This is a genomic window from Enterobacter sp. I4 (assembly GCF_022669095.1).
Lineage (GTDB): Bacteria > Pseudomonadota > Gammaproteobacteria > Enterobacterales > Enterobacteriaceae > Enterobacter > Enterobacter pasteurii.
This window is the reverse complement of record NZ_JALBUO010000003.1, coordinates 344,641-361,451: the sequence shown is the minus strand read 5'-3', so window position 1 is coordinate 361,451 and position 16,811 is coordinate 344,641. Positions and strand designations below refer to the sequence as shown.

Genomic DNA, 16,811 nt, shown 5'->3' with positions numbered 1-16,811 from the left:
ACGTTAGCGGCCCTTAATTTTTTGACCAGAAGCGTCCACGACCGCTTCGCCATCCTCTTTGGTAAACGCCCCTTTTTGGGCGTCGGGCAGAATATCCAGCACGCGCTCCGAGGGGCGACACAGCCTCGTTCCCAGCGGGGTAACGACGATCGGGCGATTGATCAGGATCGGATATTGCAGCATGTAGTCAACGAGCTGGCTGTCGTTAAACCTGTCTTCCGCCAGGCCCAGCTGGTCATAAGGCTCGACGTTTTTTCGCAGCAGGTCACGGGGGGCAATACCCATGTCGGCAAGCAGCGTCACCAGCTCGTCGCGAGAGGGCGGAGTCTCGAGATACAAAATAATTTCGGGTTCGGTGCCGCTGTTGCGGATCATCTCCAGCGTATTGCGCGACGTGCCGCAGGCCGGGTTGTGGTAGATGGTAATGTTGCTCATATCAGGTACTCACTACAGTGTGACGGAGAGACGTAACGCCAGCGCGGCGAGCGTTACAAACAGGACCGGCAGCGTCATTATAATGCCCGTCCGAAAATAGTAGCCCCAGCCGATCGTCATGTTCTTTTGCGTCAGCACATGGAGCCAGAGCAAAGTGGCAAGGCTGCCGACCGGCGTGATTTTCGGTCCCAGATCGCAGCCAATCACGTTAGCGTAAATCATCGCCTCTTTAATCAATCCCGTTGCCGAGCTGCCTTCAATGGAGAGGGCGCCAATCAGCACCGTTGGCATATTGTTCATTATGGACGACAGGAAGGCGGTGATAAATCCGGTTCCCAGCGTGGTGGCCCAGAGCCCGTAACCGGCTAAGCGATCCAGAACGCCGGAGAGAGACTCCGTCAGCCCGGCGTTGCGCAGGCCATACACCACCAGGTACATCCCCAGCGAGAAGATAACGATCTGCCACGGCGCGCCGCGCAGCACCTTACCGGTATCAATCGCGTGCCCGCGTTTTGCGACGGCAAACAAAATCAGCGCGCCCGCACTCGCGATGGCGCTGACGGGAATGCCGAGAGGCTCAAGCACAAAGAAGCCGATCAGGAGTAATACAAGGACGATCCAGCCCGTTCTGAAGGTTGGCAGATCGTTAATGGCCCGCGCCGGCTCCCGGAGTTTCGACAGATCGTACGTCGGAGGAATGTCCTTGCGAAAGAACAGGTGCAGCATGACCAGCGTTGCGGCAATCGCGGCGATATCAACCGGGATCATCACCGAGGCGTATTCGCTGAACCCCAGCGTAAAGAAGTCTGCCGACACAATGTTGACCAGGTTGGATACAATCAGCGGCAGGCTGGCGGTATCGGCGATAAAGCCTGCCGCCATCACAAACGCCAGCGTCGCCTGCTTGCTAAACCCGAGCGCCAGCAGCATGGCGATAACGATAGGCGTCAGGATCAGCGCCGCACCGTCATTGGCGAACAGCGCCGCAACGGCCGCCCCCAGCAGCACGATCCAGGTAAACAGCAGCCGCCCCCGACCGTTTCCCCAGCGGGCAACGTGCAGCGCCGCCCACTCGAAAAAGCCGGACTCATCCAGCAGCAGGCTGATAACGATCACCGCGATAAACGTGGCCGTGGCGTTCCAGACAATATTCCAGACCACCGGTATATCGTTAACGTGGATAACGCCGCTCGCCAGCGCCAGCGCGGCGCCAATGGTCGCGCTCCAGCCGATGCTGAGCCCTCTGGGTTGCCAGATGACCAGCACCAGTGTGAATAAAAAAATCGCCCCTGCCAGAAACATCGTCTACTCCGTTATATCTGCTTTTGTGAATGTATTTTTCTTAGCACGCACCCGGAAGGTTGCTTTTCAGCTTCAGGCGGGTCTCTTCCCGCAGGCAGTTCCAGCTGTTATCGATAACGGACGCTGCCCACGCGGGCATGTTCGGAGATAACCGGTAATGGACCCATTTTCCCTCCCGGCGATCGATGACCAGCCCGGACTCCCGGAGTAACGCCATATGGCGGGAGACTTTCGGCTGCGGCTCGCCGGTGGCGGAGCAGAGATCGCAGACGCACAGCTCCCCCGCTTCACGCAGAAGCATGACGATGGAGAGCCGCGTTTCGTCGGAGAGGGTTTTGAAGAGTTGGAGCGGGTAGAGCATGGTAGTTCCTACAGGCGTAATGTTTATATGCGTTTAATCATATGTATTTTGATTGCTGAAGAAAAGCGGAAGTTGATATGATGCTGCGAGTTGACAGTCTCGCCGTCTGGGGGTTGGGTTGCGCACCTTTACATGAACCAGCGTCTGAAGGAGAAAAATTAATGGCTTCAGTTATGCTAGAATGTTATGACTTTTATTCTTATAAATCAATGCATTAGGTAATTTTAAGATTTTTTTAGCGTTAAAAAGTATATTTTTTGCTGTATGTATAACCGTGTAGTTGAGAGCGAGTTGTGAACGATATATTCATTAAGCCAATTGCTCAGCTGACAGATAGAACTTACACATACAGATTGTCGCTAGCTCTGACTATGGCGTTGATGACAAGGGCGCTGCGATTACTCTTTAAGATAACACTGAAGTACATATTTGTGATTTCTCACTTGAAAGCGATAATTAAGTGTAATATACCTTACAACATGAATTTTATGCATTTTGTTGAGTTTAAAACTTCAAAACGCTACTATCAGTGAACTGAATTTTGGGTTTTGGGGAATTAGAGGCGGCCCCCCGAAAGTCGATACCGCCTAGTTGGTAACTTCGTCGAGTGACTGGGACTCCAACCGTGCCGGCTGTGAGGTCGGCTCTATTTTTTAGGTTTAGGTAATTCATACTTCAAATTTACATCTCTGGTAAGAATATCTCTCGGTCCTTTCGACTTGTCAAAAAAAAGCCAAATATTGAATTTGCGCTCTTTTGGCCATGTATCATACATAAGTGAATCCCAGCCCAAATAAGAAGCAACTTTGTTTGTAACTGCCAGCTTGGCTTCCGAAGTTGCTTTTCCTTGATACGCGCACATCACTGCGCCTAAAAGAAAATCTGCAATTTGGATATGTTCAGAGGATTTTGAATCCTTCGTAACGACGCTCTTGATAATGTCCTTACGTCCAAATTTTCTTGCTAGCATGTGATTAGTGATAACTTCAAACGCCTCATCAGCTTTTTTATATCGTGATGGGAGTGGATCTACTTCCACACGGAACTCACATTCCCTGTTTGGATGAGCCTTGATAACGTTACCTATTTTAGTTTCAAGCAGCTTGCCAAAATGTTTACGCATAGCCAGATCATAATCGCCACCATGGAAGGATTTCTCTACTTTTGATTTTTCAACAATGATGCAGTGGAACGCCAGCCATTGGTGTTTGAAGAACATTTCAAGGAGGTCATGATAAAAAGCCGCATTTCGTTTTGAATGAGCTTTCTGCCACTTTATTTCATCGCTACAGTTATGCTTTACCCTAAGATCACGAACGATACGCACGAAATCCCCACGCCTTTGGTACTTCATCCATAGGCTGCCAAATCCGTAAAATCGCTGACCATCAATGCCTGACTCATCGCAGGCGACATGCCAGATCAGCTTTCCAGGATCAGTTGTGTCCATGCTTTTCCTTCATCAGTGACATTTCAGAGTAGGATTATGATTTAACCACATCACTAAGTGGTTGATAAGGATCAGTTTAATTCAATTAATGTCGAGGCAATCAAACGCAGGCTTGAGTGACTTTGGTTTTGCGGGGGCATGACGGAATTCGTGTTATTTATAAGTGCCGAATGGTGCATAGATTTGCATGATCTAAAAAGGATCGTAATGGAGCACCCACGACGTGTTTCAAGCCCGTCATGTAAATAAATGAGAACCTTTATACGAAGTGGGATGGCGTAGAGAGGTATCAACTTAATTAGTATGTAGATGCATATAACTTTTTGATTAAATATAGGGATGCATTTGAGTTTGCTATAATTATTTTACATGAGTAGCAGTTTCAAAAATTTTGAGGGTCTATATTCTTTGTTATAATGATTCAATGTTATCTTTGCTTTTAGAGTATTCAATGATTTCTTTTTTAAAGACTTCCGCTATAGAGAAAGACATTCTCATTATGATTATTGTGCTTAATAAGCAAACACTAATAATGAATTGTATAGGATGATCGATAGCCCAGTACCCGATGATTTCGGAGGCGCTTTTTCCCTTGGATGAGAATTCGAAAATTTTATACACGCCAAAAAAGAAAACAAAAGTAGCCTCTGTGTTCCACAACGCATTTAAAATATTTTTCCAATAATCAAATCTACCCAAGAGGATAAGCTTTGAACCCAATATAGTTGATAGCGCGAAAATAGCACAAAGAAAGTTAAGAAGGCTTTTATAACCCTCAATATCGATTAAAACCTGGAGTAGAGTAACCAAGAATAAAACAAGGAATATAGCGGCGGGAATATGCCAGGGTAAACCAAAGGTGAATTTCATGTTTTTTCTCATAAATGACTTTGTATCTTTGATAAGACAATAGTGTATTGATGCCAGAAATTTTATTTCAATGCAACTTTATTGGATGTAAAGACAACTAACTATATGCATGCACCTTATCCGAAAGGAATAAATGACTGACCAATCCAGGTTTAATGGTGCATTTGTAATGTTTGGACCATTAATCGTCTCCTCAAACCCCTTTCATCAGCAATCTCCATCAACCTTGCCTCTGCTGCAGCCTGACTACGCATTCGCGAAAGCGTCATTCTAAAATCATGAGCATTACCCTGAATGTTCAAGGGGAGGGGAATCGATGCGATCAGGGTATCCTCAAGTTCCCATGGCGCTTCGACAGGTATCCAGTGAACTTTGGCATTCTTTTCCATCCAGGCATCAAGCCACTGCTCGCCTGGATGAGTAAATGTCATTCTGGAGCCAGATCCGACCCGGCGCAGGGGAAAGCTGCTTTCACGGCTCAATAGCACTCCAAGCGTACGTCTAAGAGTTGAGCCAGCAGCATTTCCGCTGTAATGCATTTTGATACGTTTCCTTAAATTCGAGCGACTGTTGGGCTTCCCACGCTTGTCTGGTGAGATGCCGACATACAGCAGAGTGTAATCGTCAAATGTTATGCAGCCTTCTGCAGGAACGCCCGGAGGAACTTCTTTGAACCACCAAAAATAAATACCGTTCACGGCTGGAACCGGAGATGGCGCACTCATGACTTCCGTTCTGCTGTAGGTTTTCTCAGGATAAAATTTGAACATTCGGCTCTCCTTGCTGGCTTTTTTTGATTTTATTTATTTGCAGCAAAGAATCGATGTTTTTTGAAAGAGAGAAGAACGAAAAATCAGAGGGATTAAAATTCAGGTTTTTGCGACGAGTTTTAGCGCCCGCCACGCAAGAAAGAGTATCATTGTAAGTGTTTGATTTTGTTGGGCGTGAATTTCAGGCAACAAAAAACCCATCAACCTTGAACCAAAACGGCGGGGTTGATGGGCTCCACAAATTGGGGACATCAAAGAAAAGCAGTGGCACTAGTTATGACTGCACCCTGCGTAAAAAGTTCTGCGCGTAACGAAAATTTTTTCCACTCCGCGCAAACTTAAGAGTTATCCGAGTCCCGGCCAGATAATGACGATCAGCGTACCCGCCAGCGTCAGCAGCACGTTTGCGATCGCGTAGGTTCCCGCATATCCCAGCGCCGGGATGTTGCTGCGCGCGGTGTCGCTGATGATTTCCATCGCCGGGGCGCAGGTGCGCGCGCCCATCATCGCCCCGAAGAGCAGGGCGCGGTTCATGCGCAGCACGTAGGCACCGAACAGGAAGCAGATCACCACCGGTACCAGGCTGACGATAAGTCCGGAAACCAACATTTGCCAGCCAACGGCGCCCAGGCCGTTGCCAATGCCGCTACCGGCGCTTAAGCCTACTCCCGCCATAAAGACCATCAGGCCGAACTCCTTCACCATGTTCAGCGCGCCCTGCGGGATATAGCCGAATGTAGGATGGTTCGCTCGCAGGAAGCCTAGCATGATCCCGGCGAACAGCAGGCCGGCAGCGTTACCGATGCCGAAGCTAAAGTTGCTGAACTGGAAGGTGATCATCCCAATCATCAGGCCAACAATGAAGAACGCGCAGAAGGCTAACAGGTCCGTCACCTGGCTGTGAATCGAGATAAAGCCGATACGGTCGGCAACGGTTTTGACGCGCCGGGCATCGCCGCTGACCTGCAACACGTCGCCTTTGTTGAGAACCACGTTGTCGTCGATAGGCATTTCAATCTGGCTGCGAATCACGCGGTTGAGGAAACAGCCGTGGTCGGTCAGCTTCAGCTGCGCCAGTCGGCGGCCCACGGCGTTGTGGTTCTTCACCACAATCTCTTCGGTAACGATACGCATGTCCAGCAGGTCGCGGTCGAACACCTCTTTCCCGTTGCGGAAGCTGGGATCGAGACGCGCGTGAGCGTCCGGGTAGCCGACGAGGGCAATATCATCGCCCATCTGGAGCACCGCATCACCGTCCGGGTTCGCCAGGATGCCGTTACGACGGATACGTTCGATATAGCAGCCGGTCTGACGGTAAATCCCCAGCTCGCGCAGGTTTTTCCCGTCGGTCCAGGCAACCAGCTCCGGCCCGACGCGGTACGCGCGGATAACCGGCAGGTAGACCTTACGTTTGGAGTCCGTGTCCAGGCCGCGCTCGCGGGCGATGGTCTGGGCGCTGGTCTGCAGATCCTGATGCTGAAGTTTCGGCAAATAGCGCGCGCCAACAATCAGGCTCACCAGACCAATCAGATAGGTCAGGGCATAGCCCAGGCTCAGGTTGTCCAGCGCGGTGGAAAGCTGCGACCCAGCCATCCCCGAATGGCGAAGCGTATCGCCGGCGCCGACCAGCACCGGCGTGGAGGTCATCGAGCCCGCCAGCATACCCGCCGTTAAGCCAATGTCCCAGCCAAACAGCTTGCCCAGCCCTAACGCAATCAGCAGTGCGCTGCCGACCATCACCAGCGCCAGCATCAGGTAATTTTTGCCGTCACGGAAGAAAATTGAAAAAAAGTTCGGACCGGCTTCCACGCCTACGCAAAAAATAAACAGCATGAAACCTAAGTTAAGCGCGTCCGTGTTAATGCTGAAATGCTGCTGACCTAATAATAAGGAGACGACTAAAACGCCAATGGAATTACCAAGTTGAACTGAACCCAGGCGTAATTTACCCAGACAAAGGCCCAGCGCCAGTACCACAAATAATAACAGGATGTAATTCCCATTTAACAAGTCTGCGACGTTTATATTCACGGAGGCTAACTTCTTGTTTACCAGTAAGTTGTTGAATGAAAGGACTATTTGGGCTACTGTTTTTACGGTCAGGGACAAACGCTAACCGCGTCTCGCTCCCTGATAATTTCCCTAAACCAATAGCAAGCGGTTAGTTTAATCGTATTAGCTTTCGACAGCTACCTATTATCGCATCACTGCATGCGGCCTTTGGCAAGGATTGCCACTTTGCTTTATCTGACTGGGCGTCCGCTGGACGAGTGTGTATTTGATAGAGAGGAAGTCAGGAGGATAATTTGAACATTAAGCGAAACTGGGCGGGCGCAATCAGCTGTTTTTTGCTGTTTACGGTCGTTTGCATGTCGTTAGCTTTTAATGTGAAGGGAGCCTTCAGAGCTTCTGGTCATCCGGAGCTGGGCCTGCTGTTTTTCATCCTGCCGGGGGTCGTGGCCAGTTTTCTCTCGCGAAAAGGTGAGGTGATCATGCCGCTTATCGGGGCGATGCTTGCGGCCCCCCTCTGTCTGCTCCTGATGCGCGTGCTGTTTCTCTCGTCGAGAAGCGTCTGGCAGGAAGTGGCGTGGTTAATGAGCGGCGTTTTCTGGTGCGCGCTGGGGGCGCTGTGCTTCTTATTTACGCGTAGCCTGCTGCAACAGCGCAAGCCACGTAAATAAAAACGCCCTCGGGGAGAGGGCGTCTTCGCATTACTGAGCGGCAAACAGGCCCAGATGCTCTTTGGCGTAGGCTTCAAAATCTGTGCAGCCGCCGATGTGTTTCTGATCGAGGAAGATCTGCGGCACGGTTTCAACCGGCTTGCCAACGGTTTTTTCCAGATCGGCTTTGCTGATGCCTTCCGCGTGGATGTCAACGTAACGGAAGTTGAAATCATCACGCTCTTCAGTCAGTTTCTCAGCCAGCTCTTTAGCGCGCACACAGTAAGGGCATCCGGGACGACCAAAAATTACTGCAAACATTTCTCTCTCCTCAAAAAACAAGCCTGACGGCGAATAGCGCCTATAGTGCACGATAACCTGCCGTCATGGAAAGAAGGTTTCACCTGTCACTTTGATACAGTCAGGCTATGTTTCGCCAATTACATCGCGCAGATCATTGCCTATACTGGCTGCCATACGTTTTACGCAACACAAAGAGAGACAAGATGACGCCAACCATTGACCTGCTTCGTTCCCACCGTTCCATTCGCCATTTCACCGATGAGCCCATTACCCAGGCACAGCGGGAAGCGATCATCGACAGCGCAAGAGGCACCTCCAGCTCCAGCTTTTTGCAGTGCAGCTCCATTATCCGCATCACCGATCCGGCAATGCGTGAACAGCTGGTGACCCTGACGGGCGGGCAAAAGCACGTCGCTCAGGCGGCCGAGTTCTGGGTATTCTGCGCCGATTTTAACCGCCACCTGCAAATCTGCCCGGAGGCGGAGCTGGGGCTGGCGGAACAGCTGCTGCTGGGCGTGGTGGATACCGCGCTGATGGCGCAAAACGCCTTCACGGCGGCTGAGTCGCTGGGGCTTGGCGGGGTGTATATCGGCGGGCTGCGCAACAATATCGAAAGCGTGACGGAACTGCTGAAGCTTCCGAAGCACGTGCTGCCGCTGTTTGGCCTGTGCCTTGGCTGGCCGGCGGATAACCCGGATCTCAAGCCGCGCATTCCTGCGGCGATGCTGGTGCACGAGAATCATTACCAGCCGGTCGATCCGAACGTGCTGGACCAGTATGACGAAGAGCTGGCGAACTACTATTTAACGCGCGACAGCAACAACCGCCGCGACACCTGGAGTGACCATATCCGCCGCACCATCGTTAAGGAAAGCCGCCCGTTCATTCTCGAGTATCTGCACAAGCAGGGCTGGGCGACGCGATAGTCCATTCCTCCTGCGCCTCGTGTATGATAGGCAGGCTTTCCCATGTCTTCAGAGAGGTGCAGGGTGAAAATTGCCATATTGTCCCGGGATGGAACGCTCTATTCATGCAAGCGCCTGCGAGAAGCGGCGGCGAAACGCGGGCATCAGGTTGAGATCCTCGATCCGATGTCCTGCTATATGAACATCGACCCTGCGGCGTCGTCGATTCATTACAAAGGCCGCAAGCTCCCGCATTTTGATGCGGTGATCCCCCGCATTGGCTCCCAGATCACCTATTACGGCACGGCCGCGCTGCGTCAGTTTGAAATGCTGGGCAGCTATCCGCTCAACGAGTCCGTGGCGATTTCCCGCGCCCGCGATAAGCTGCGATCGCTACAGCTGCTCGCGCGTCAGGGAATCGATCTGCCCGTTACCGGCATAGCCCATTCGCCGGACGACACCAGCGATCTGATCGACATGGTGGGCGGAGCGCCGCTGGTGATTAAGCTGGTTGAAGGCACGCAGGGTATTGGGGTGGTGCTGGCGGAGACGCGCCAGGCGGCCGAAAGCGTGATCGACGCCTTTCGTGGCCTGAATGCTCATATCCTGGTGCAAGAGTATATTAAAGAGGCCAGAGGGCGCGACATTCGCTGCTTTGTGGTCGGCGATGAGGTGGTGGCCGCCATTGAGCGGCAGGCTAAAGAGGGCGACTTCCGCTCCAACCTGCACCGTGGCGGCATCGCCCGGGTTGCCGTCATCAGCGAGCGCGAGCGCGAGATTGCGGTGAAAGCCGCTCAGACGCTGGGGCTGGACGTGGCGGGTGTCGATCTGCTGCGCGCCGAGCGCGGCCCGCTGGTGATGGAAGTGAACGCCTCTCCGGGGCTGGAAGGGGTGGAAAAAACCACAGGCGTCGATATTGCAGGTAAAATGATTGCATGGATTGAACGCCATGCTACGCCGGGATTCTGCCTGAAAACGGGCGGTTGAATGGATCGGCGCGCGCTTTTTGCGTAATCTGAACACCGTTTTTATTTAAGAGGCTGCACAGCGATGGATTTACAGGTCGTACCTACACTGGATACGTTACGTCAATGGCTCGATGATGCCGGTATTACTTTTTTCGAATGCGACTCCTGCCAGGCGCTGCATCTGCCTCACATGCAAAATTTCGACGGTATTTTCGATGCCAAAATCGATCTGATTAACGACGTGATTCTTTTCTCGGCGCTGGCCGAGGTGAAGCCTTCCGCGCTGCTGGCGCTGGCGTCCGATCTGTCAGCGATTAACGCCAGTTCTTTGACCGTGAAAGCGTTTCTCGACATACAGGATGATAATCTGCCGAAGCTGGTAGTTTGCCAGTCTTTATTCTCCGGTGCCGGGCTCTCCTTTAAGCAGTTCGCCTGGTTTATGCGCCTGAGCGAAGAGCAAATTTCCATGGTGATGATGGAAGCCAACGCGCATCACCTGCTGTACAGCGCGGAAGATGATGCTGAGAATAACGATGCAGCGCCCAATTTTCTCCACTAAGGCTGTCTGACTTTTGCGCAGTCGCTGCCAGAGCGGCTGCATAACGCCATTTTTTCTGCTGCTTTTAACCTTTCTTTAAAGAATCTTTCACCTCCCCTCAGGCCATTTCGGCTTATCACGTAGACATAATCTGCATAAAAAATTGATAAAAGGCGTTTTTTCGTCTGGGCTATAGCCGGAGACACGGGCTACAGTTATTCTTGCGATGCTTAAAAAAGCGAGCGGACCTGCCGGATAAAGGGGGTTATTTTTATTTCAGGCAGAGCGACAAACTATGCATGATTATTGCATATCTTCAGGCTGCACAGTTTTGGTTCGTTTGTTAACGAGCTTTCAGAAGGAATAACAATATGATCGCCTTGAATAAAAAATGGTTATCGGGTCTGGTTGCGGGTGCTCTGATGGCCGTCTCTGCCGGCACGCTCGCTGCGGAACAAAAAACGCTGCACGTCTATAACTGGTCTGACTATATTGCGCCGGACACCGTCGCCAGTTTTGAAAAAGAGACCGGCATTAAGGTGGTTTACGACGTCTTCGACTCCAACGAGGTGCTGGAAGGCAAACTGATGGCGGGCAGCACCGGCTTTGACCTGGTGGTGCCCTCCGCCAGCTTCCTGGAGCGTCAGCTGACCGCCGGCGTCTTCCAGCCGCTGGACAAGAGCAAATTACCGAACTGGAAAAACCTCGACCCGGAGGTGCTGAAGCTGATTGCCAAACACGATCCGGAGAACAAATACGCGATGCCTTATCTGTGGGCGACCACCGGTATTGGCTACAACGTGGATAAAGTCAAAGCCGCGCTGGGCCCGGACGTCAAGCTGGACAGCTGGGACGTGGTGCTGAAGCCGGAAAACCTTGAAAAGCTGAAAAGCTGCGGCGTCTCTTTCCTCGATGCCCCGGAAGAAATTTTTGCCACCGTGCTTAACTATCTCGGCAAAGATCCGAACAGCAGCAAGGCCGACGACTACACCGGCCCGGCAACCGATCTGCTGCTGAAGCTGCGTCCGAATATTCGCTACTTCCACTCCTCTCAGTACATTAACGACCTGGCAAACGGCGACATCTGCGTGGCGATCGGCTGGGCAGGCGACGTCTGGCAGGCGGCGAACCGCGCGAAAGAGGCGAAAAACGGCGTCAATGTCTCCTACTTCATACCGAAAGAGGGGGCGCTGGCCTTCTTCGACGTCTTCGCCATGCCGGCTGACGCGAAAAACAAAGAAGAAGCGTATCAGTTCCTCAACTACCTGATGCGTCCGGAAGTGATTGCCCACATCAGCGATCACGTCTACTACGCCAACGGTAACAAGGCCTCCGTGCCGATGGTCAGCGAGGAGATCCGTAATAACCCGGCGATTTATCCGCCGGCCGACGTGTTTGCCAAGCTGTTCACCCTGAAGGTGCAGGAACCTAAAATTGACCGCGTGCGTACCCGCGCGTGGACGAAGGTGAAAAGCGGTAAGTAATTACCCGTGAGCTGTAGGCCGGGCACGCGTAGCGCTCCCGGCAACGGGCGCACCGTTATGGTGCGCCTGCACCATGATTTGTTTTCTGCCGGAGAGCACCCCGTGAATGACGCGATCCCCCGCCCGCAGGCGAAAGTCCGTAAAGCGCTGACCCCGCTTCTTGAAATTCGTAACCTCACCAAATCCTTCGACGGCCAGCATGCCGTGGACGACGTCAGCCTGACGATCTACAAGGGTGAGATTTTTGCTCTCCTCGGCGCGTCCGGCTGCGGTAAATCGACCCTGCTGCGCATGCTCGCCGGGTTTGAACAGCCGACCGCCGGGCAGATTGTGCTCGACGGTGTCGATCTCTCCAGCGTGCCGCCGTACCAGCGGCCCATTAACATGATGTTCCAGTCCTACGCGCTGTTTCCGCACATGACCGTTGAGCAGAACATCGCCTTCGGCCTGAAGCAGGACAAACTGCCGAAAGCCGAAATCACCGCGCGCGTGGCGGAGATGCTGAGCCTGGTGCACATGCAGGAGTTCGCGAAGCGTAAGCCGCACCAGCTTTCCGGCGGCCAGCGTCAGCGCGTGGCGCTGGCGAGAAGCCTTGCCAAGCGTCCGAAGCTCTTACTGCTCGACGAACCGATGGGTGCGCTGGATAAAAAGCTGCGCGACCGCATGCAGCTTGAGGTGGTGGATATTCTCGAGCGCGTGGGGGCGACCTGCGTGATGGTGACCCACGACCAGGAAGAGGCGATGACTATGGCCGGGCGCATTGCGATCATGAATCGCGGTAAGTTCGTGCAGATTGGCGAGCCGGAGGAGATCTACGAGCACCCGACCACCCGCTACAGCGCGGAGTTTATCGGCTCGGTGAACGTCTTCGAAGGGCTGCTGAAAGCGCGTGAGGAGGACGGTCTGGTGATCGAATCGCCGGGGCTGGTGCACCCGCTTAAGGTGGATCCGGATAACGCCGTGATGGACAACGTGCCGGTCTACGTTGCCCTGCGCCCGGAAAAAATCATGCTCTGCGATGAGCCGCCCGCCGATGGCTACAACTTTGCCGTGGGCGAAGTGGTGCACATTGCCTACCTGGGCGACCTTTCTATCTACCACGTGCGCCTGAAAAGCGGGCAGATGCTCAGCGCCCAGCTACAGAACGAACACCGGTATCGCAAGGGACAGCCGACCTGGGGCGACGAGGTGAGCCTGTGCTGGGATGCGGACAGCTGCGTAGTCCTGACGGTATAAGGAGCGGTCATGAGTACACTTGAACCTCCAGCCCGCGTCAAACAGCCGGGCGGTTTCGCGCACTGGCTGGCGCGCATGCAGATGGCACATGGCCGTAAGCTGGTCATCGCCATGCCGTATATCTGGCTGATCCTGCTGTTTCTGCTGCCGTTCCTGATCGTCTTTAAGATCAGCCTGGCGGAGATGGCGCGGGCGATCCCGCCGTACACCGATCTGTGGGAGTGGGCGGACGGACAGTTTACGCTGACCTTAAACCTCGGTAATTTCCTGCAGCTGACCGAGGATCCGCTCTATTTTGAAGCCTACTTGCAGTCGTTACAGGTGGCGGCGGTCTCCACGATCTGCTGTCTGCTGATGGGCTACCCGCTGGCGTGGGCGGTGGCGCACAGCAAGCCGTCGACGCGAAACATTCTACTGCTGCTGGTGATCCTCCCGTCGTGGACCTCGTTCCTCATCCGCGTGTACGCCTGGATGGGGATCCTGAAAAATAACGGCATACTGAATAACGTCCTGCTGTGGCTTGGCGTTATCGACCAGCCGCTGACGATCCTGCACACCAATCTCGCGGTGTATATCGGGATTGTTTATGCCTACCTGCCGTTTATGGTGCTGCCGATTTACACGGCCCTGACGCGTATTGACTACTCGCTGGTGGAAGCCTCGCTCGATCTTGGCGCGCGTCCGCTGAAGACCTTCTTCAGCGTCATCGTGCCGCTGACCAGGGGCGGGATCATTGCCGGGTCGATGCTGGTCTTTATCCCGGCGGTGGGGGAGTTTGTGATCCCCGAACTGCTCGGCGGGCCGGACAGCATTATGATTGGCCGCGTGCTGTGGCAGGAGTTCTTTAATAACCGCGACTGGCCGGTGGCCTCGGCGGTGGCGATCGTCATGCTCCTGCTGCTGATCGTGCCGATCATGTGGTTCCATAAACACCAGCAGAAGCAGATGGGAGACCACGGATGAACAACCTGCCGGTAGTACGCTCTCCGTGGCGAATCCTGATCCTGGTGATTGGCTTTACCTTCCTGTACGCGCCGATGCTGATGCTGGTGATCTACTCGTTCAACAGCTCGAAGCTGGTCACCGTCTGGGCGGGCTGGTCCACGCGCTGGTACAGCGCGCTGTTCCATGACGATGCGATGATGAGCGCGGTCGGACTAAGCCTGACCATTGCGGCGCTGGCGGCGACGATGGCCTGCGTGCTGGGCACGATTGCCGCGCTGGTGATGGTGCGCTTTGGCCGCTTCCGCGGGGCCAACGGCTTTGCGTTTATGATCACCGCGCCGCTGGTGATGCCGGACGTGATCACCGGCCTGTCGCTGCTGCTGCTGTTTGTGGCGCTGGCGCACGCCATCGGCTGGCCGGCGGATCGCGGTATGCTAACCATCTGGCTGGCGCACGTTACCTTCTGTACGGCGTACGTGGCGGTGGTAATCTCTTCGCGCCTGCGCGAGCTGGATCGCTCCATTGAAGAGGCGGCGATGGATCTTGGCGCAACGCCGCTGAAGGTTTTCTTCATCATCACGCTGCCGATGATTATGCCTGCGGTGATCTCCGGCTGGCTGCTGGCGTTCACGCTCTCGCTCGACGACCTGGTTATCGCCAGCTTTGTCTCGGGCCCGGGCGCGACGACGCTGCCGATGCTGGTCTTCTCCAGCGTGCGCATGGGGGTGAATCCGGAAATCAACGCCCTGGCGTCCATCATCCTCGGCGTGGTCGGAATTGTCGGATTTATCGCCTGGTATCTGATGGCGCGCGCGGAAAAGCAGCGCGTGCGCGATATCCAGCGTGCAAGACGCGGCTGAAGGAATTATTATTTCCAGTGATGTGCCGCGTATGACGCGGCACTGTTTTTCAGGGAAGTAAAAACATTGGGATTCTTGCAAAAAACACGTCATTCGCACGCTCGTCCGAACGTTCCTGCGCTGGTGCAGGTGGCGGCGCTCGCTATTATTATGATCCGCTGCCTGGACGTGCTGATGATAATGAACACGCTGGGCCCGCGCGGGATGGGGGAATTTATTCACCGCAGCGCGCAGACGTGGAATCTGACGCTGGTGTTTCTCAGCAGCCTGATGCTGGTGTTTATCGAAATCTACTGCGCGTTCTCGCTGGTAAAAGGGCGCAACTGGGCGCGATGGGTCTATCTGCTGACGCAGATCGCCGCCGCCAGCTATCTGTGGGCCGCCTCGCTGGGCTATGGTTATCCTGAACTGTTCAGCATTCCCGGCAGCTCCCGCCGCGAGATTTTCCATTCACTGGTCATGCAGAAGCTGCCGGACATGCTGGTCTTGTGCCTGCTTTTTATCCCGGCCTCCAGTCGGCGGTTCTTCCGCCTGCAATAATGTGTATAATCGCAGCCCTCGTGATCCTTAAGGTTTTCCTATGCAGTGCGCACTCTATGACGCCGGCCGCTGCCGCTCCTGTCAGTGGATAGAACAGCCGGTCTCTCAACAACTCACCGCCAAAATGGCCGATCTCCAGCAGCTGCTTGCCGGCCACGCGGTGGGCGAGTGGTGTGCACCCGTCAGCGGGCCGGAGCAGGGCTTTCGTAATAAAGCCAAAATGGTGGTCAGCGGCAGCGTCGAAAAGCCGCTGCTGGGCATGCTGCACCGTGACGGCACCCCGGAAGATCTCACCGCCTGCCCGCTGTATCCCGCCTCGTTTGAGCCGGTGTTTGCCGCGCTTAAGCCGTTTATCGCCCGCGCGGGGTTAACGCCCTACAGCGTCGCCCGCAGGCGCGGCGAGCTGAAATACCTCCTGCTTACCGAAAGCCAGATCGACGGCGGCATGATGCTGCGCTTCGTGCTGCGTTCGGAAACCAAACTGGAGCAGCTGCGCGCGGCGCTGCCGTGGCTGCAGGCGCAGCTGCCGCAGCTCAGGGTCATCAGCGCCAATATTCAGCCGGTGCATATGGCCATCATGGAAGGGGAGAAAGAGATATTCTTCACCGAAAAGCATGCGCTGGCGGAGCGTTTCAACGACGTGCCGCTGTGGATCCGTCCGCAAAGCTTCTTCCAGACTAACCCGGCCGTTGCCAGCGCGCTGTACGCCACCGCGCGCGACTGGGTGCGCGCGCTGCATGTTCATCACATGTGGGATCTGTTCTGCGGCGTCGGCGGCTTTGGCCTGCACTGCGCCACGCCGGACATGCAGCTCACCGGGATTGAAATTTCTGCCGAGGCGATTGCCTGCGCGAAGCAGTCCGCCGCGGAGCTGGGGTTAACGAACCTGCGCTTTCAGGCGCTCGACTCCACCCGGTTCGCCACCGGGCAGGGCAACGTGCCGGAACTGGTGCTGGTCAACCCGCCGCGCCGGGGCATTGGCCAGGCGCTCTGCGACTACCTGAGCCAGATGGCGCCGGACGTTATCGTCTACTCCAGCTGTAACGCACAAACCATGGCGAAAGATATCGCCAGCCTGCCGGGTTACCGCATTGAGCGCGTTCAGCTCTTTGATATGTTCCCGCACACCGCGCATTACGAAGTGCTGACGTTGCTCGTGAAATCTTAAACAAAATGTGAACTCT

General features: G+C 54.3%; 18 protein-coding genes. 10 read left to right on the top strand and 8 right to left on the bottom strand.

Going from position 1 to position 16,811, the window contains the following annotated elements:
* Nucleotides 1–3 precede the first annotated feature (3 nt).
* From arsC to MOQ06_RS20940, 7 genes are all read right to left on the bottom strand, one after another.
* Nucleotides 4–435: a glutaredoxin-dependent arsenate reductase gene (arsC, locus tag MOQ06_RS20970; protein WP_242174676.1), complete on the bottom strand. Its 432-nt coding sequence runs from the start codon at nucleotides 433–435 to the stop codon at nucleotides 4–6.
* 12 nt (nucleotides 436–447) lie between these two features.
* The gene (locus MOQ06_RS20965) at nucleotides 448–1,737 is read right to left on the bottom strand and encodes an arsenic transporter (RefSeq protein ID WP_242174675.1); all 1,290 of its coding nucleotides are present in this window, start codon (nucleotides 1,735–1,737) and stop codon (nucleotides 448–450) included.
* A 40-nt stretch (nucleotides 1,738–1,777) separates the two neighbouring features.
* Complete coding sequence (locus MOQ06_RS20960; protein ID WP_242174674.1) at nucleotides 1,778–2,098, bottom strand: metalloregulator ArsR/SmtB family transcription factor; 321 nt, start codon at nucleotides 2,096–2,098, stop codon at nucleotides 1,778–1,780.
* Nucleotides 2,099–2,744: 646 nt separating this feature from the next.
* Nucleotides 2,745–3,548 carry a DUF3800 domain-containing protein gene (locus MOQ06_RS20955; protein ID WP_242174673.1) on the bottom strand — a complete coding sequence of 268 codons (804 nt, stop codon included), beginning with the start codon at nucleotides 3,546–3,548 and terminating at the stop codon, nucleotides 2,745–2,747.
* 411 nt (nucleotides 3,549–3,959) lie between these two features.
* Nucleotides 3,960–4,418 (bottom strand): hypothetical protein, encoded by a 459-nt coding sequence (locus tag MOQ06_RS20950; protein ID WP_242174671.1) that lies wholly within the window; start codon nucleotides 4,416–4,418, stop codon nucleotides 3,960–3,962.
* Nucleotides 4,419–4,570: 152 nt separating this feature from the next.
* Nucleotides 4,571–5,188: a GIY-YIG nuclease family protein gene (locus tag MOQ06_RS20945; protein WP_242174669.1), complete on the bottom strand. Its 618-nt coding sequence runs from the start codon at nucleotides 5,186–5,188 to the stop codon at nucleotides 4,571–4,573.
* 345 nt (nucleotides 5,189–5,533) lie between these two features.
* Nucleotides 5,534–7,219 carry an aspartate:alanine antiporter gene (locus MOQ06_RS20940; protein WP_242174667.1) on the bottom strand — a complete coding sequence of 562 codons (1,686 nt, stop codon included), beginning with the start codon at nucleotides 7,217–7,219 and terminating at the stop codon, nucleotides 5,534–5,536.
* 275 nt (nucleotides 7,220–7,494) lie between these two features.
* On the opposite strand from MOQ06_RS20940, the gene MOQ06_RS20935 reads away from it, so the two are divergent.
* Nucleotides 7,495–7,869 (top strand): inner membrane protein YbjM, encoded by a 375-nt coding sequence (locus MOQ06_RS20935; protein WP_176610782.1) that lies wholly within the window; start codon nucleotides 7,495–7,497, stop codon nucleotides 7,867–7,869.
* A gap of 30 nt (nucleotides 7,870–7,899) precedes the next feature.
* Here the strand turns inward: MOQ06_RS20935 and MOQ06_RS20930 are convergent, their stop codons facing one another.
* Nucleotides 7,900–8,169, bottom strand: a complete 270-nt coding sequence (locus MOQ06_RS20930; protein ID WP_014169305.1) for a GrxA family glutaredoxin — start codon at nucleotides 8,167–8,169, stop codon at nucleotides 7,900–7,902.
* Between the two features lie 185 nt (nucleotides 8,170–8,354).
* Here MOQ06_RS20930 and nfsA point away from each other — a divergent pair, with 185 nt between their 5' ends.
* From nfsA to rlmC, 9 genes are all read left to right on the top strand, one after another.
* Nucleotides 8,355–9,077, top strand: coding sequence for a nitroreductase NfsA (gene nfsA, locus MOQ06_RS20925; RefSeq protein ID WP_148418707.1), 723 nt, complete (start codon nucleotides 8,355–8,357; stop codon nucleotides 9,075–9,077).
* A 63-nt stretch (nucleotides 9,078–9,140) separates the two neighbouring features.
* Nucleotides 9,141–10,043 (top strand): 30S ribosomal protein S6--L-glutamate ligase, encoded by a 903-nt coding sequence (gene rimK, locus MOQ06_RS20920; protein WP_148418708.1) that lies wholly within the window; start codon nucleotides 9,141–9,143, stop codon nucleotides 10,041–10,043.
* 63 nt (nucleotides 10,044–10,106) lie between these two features.
* Nucleotides 10,107–10,583: a YbjN domain-containing protein gene (locus MOQ06_RS20915; protein ID WP_193356572.1), complete on the top strand. Its 477-nt coding sequence runs from the start codon at nucleotides 10,107–10,109 to the stop codon at nucleotides 10,581–10,583.
* A 350-nt stretch (nucleotides 10,584–10,933) separates the two neighbouring features.
* Nucleotides 10,934–12,046, top strand: a complete 1,113-nt coding sequence (gene potF, locus MOQ06_RS20910) for a spermidine/putrescine ABC transporter substrate-binding protein PotF (RefSeq protein ID WP_176610781.1) — start codon at nucleotides 10,934–10,936, stop codon at nucleotides 12,044–12,046.
* 102 nt (nucleotides 12,047–12,148) lie between these two features.
* On the top strand, nucleotides 12,149–13,282 hold the full coding sequence (gene potG / locus MOQ06_RS20905) for a putrescine ABC transporter ATP-binding subunit PotG (protein WP_148419178.1): 1,134 nt from the start codon (nucleotides 12,149–12,151) through the stop codon (nucleotides 13,280–13,282).
* Between the two features lie 9 nt (nucleotides 13,283–13,291).
* Nucleotides 13,292–14,245: a putrescine ABC transporter permease PotH gene (potH, locus tag MOQ06_RS20900; RefSeq protein ID WP_242174666.1), complete on the top strand. Its 954-nt coding sequence runs from the start codon at nucleotides 13,292–13,294 to the stop codon at nucleotides 14,243–14,245.
* Complete coding sequence (gene potI, locus MOQ06_RS20895; protein ID WP_148418713.1) at nucleotides 14,242–15,087, top strand: putrescine ABC transporter permease PotI; 846 nt, start codon at nucleotides 14,242–14,244, stop codon at nucleotides 15,085–15,087. The genes potH and potI overlap by 4 nt, the downstream gene beginning before the upstream one ends.
* Before the next feature lie 42 nt (nucleotides 15,088–15,129).
* Nucleotides 15,130–15,627, top strand: a complete 498-nt coding sequence (locus tag MOQ06_RS20890; protein WP_148418714.1) for a YbjO family protein — start codon at nucleotides 15,130–15,132, stop codon at nucleotides 15,625–15,627.
* Nucleotides 15,628–15,667: 40 nt separating this feature from the next.
* Nucleotides 15,668–16,795, top strand: a complete 1,128-nt coding sequence (gene rlmC / locus MOQ06_RS20885; protein WP_242174665.1) for a 23S rRNA (uracil(747)-C(5))-methyltransferase RlmC — start codon at nucleotides 15,668–15,670, stop codon at nucleotides 16,793–16,795.
* Nucleotides 16,796–16,811: the final 16 nt, after the last annotated feature.